Genomic DNA, 679 nt, shown 5'->3' with positions numbered 1-679 from the left:
GCTTGTATGACCACGTGCCGTATCACGGTCAGTGCCAAGAAGATCCTCACCCTGTTGCTCGTCCTCGTGGCGAGCGGCCTGTCGGGGTGCAAGGGCGGCGCCATCCCGGGGCTGACAACGCCGGATCTCGCTCTTTCCACGCCCGCGCCCCTGCCCTGGCCCGGCCAGCTGTTTCCGCCTGGCGCAGGCCGCGCGCCGCCCGGCGTCCCCGTGGTGCCCCACGCCAACTACACGCTCGATGCAGGCGACCGCGTCCGCATCATCGTGTTCGGGCAGCAGAACCTCTCGAACGTCTATACGGTCTCAGCCTCCGGCACCGTCGCCGTGCCCTTGATCGGACAGGTCCGCGCGCGGGGCCTTACCGCCGACGAGCTCGCGCGCCAGGTCGCCAGCCGGCTGCGCAGCCAATACATCAAGGATCCGAAGGTCACCGCCGAGGTGATCACCTACCGGCCGTTCTACATCCTCGGACAGGTCACGCGGCCGGGCCAATATCCGTTCGCCCAGGGTCTGACAGTCGAGAACGCCGTCGCCATCGCCGAGGGCTACACGCCCCGCGCCAAGCAGCGCTTCGTCCGCCTCACCCGCAAATTCGACGGCGTCATGTCGACCGTCATGGTGCCGACCGATTATCCCGTCCAGCCGGGCGACACTATTTACGTCCTCCAACGCGTGTTCT

1 protein-coding gene is annotated in these 679 nt (G+C 67.5%); it reads left to right on the top strand.

Annotation, left to right across the window (positions count from 1 at the left end):
- On the top strand, positions 1 to 679 hold a 679-nt coding region (locus tag AUC70_RS03885; protein WP_141701942.1), incomplete at both ends, for a polysaccharide biosynthesis/export family protein.

The organism is Methyloceanibacter stevinii (genome assembly GCF_001723355.1).
Lineage (GTDB): Bacteria > Pseudomonadota > Alphaproteobacteria > Rhizobiales > Methyloligellaceae > Methyloceanibacter > Methyloceanibacter stevinii.
Note: the sequence above shows the minus strand (reverse complement) of the source record. Positions and strands in the feature narration are given on the sequence as shown.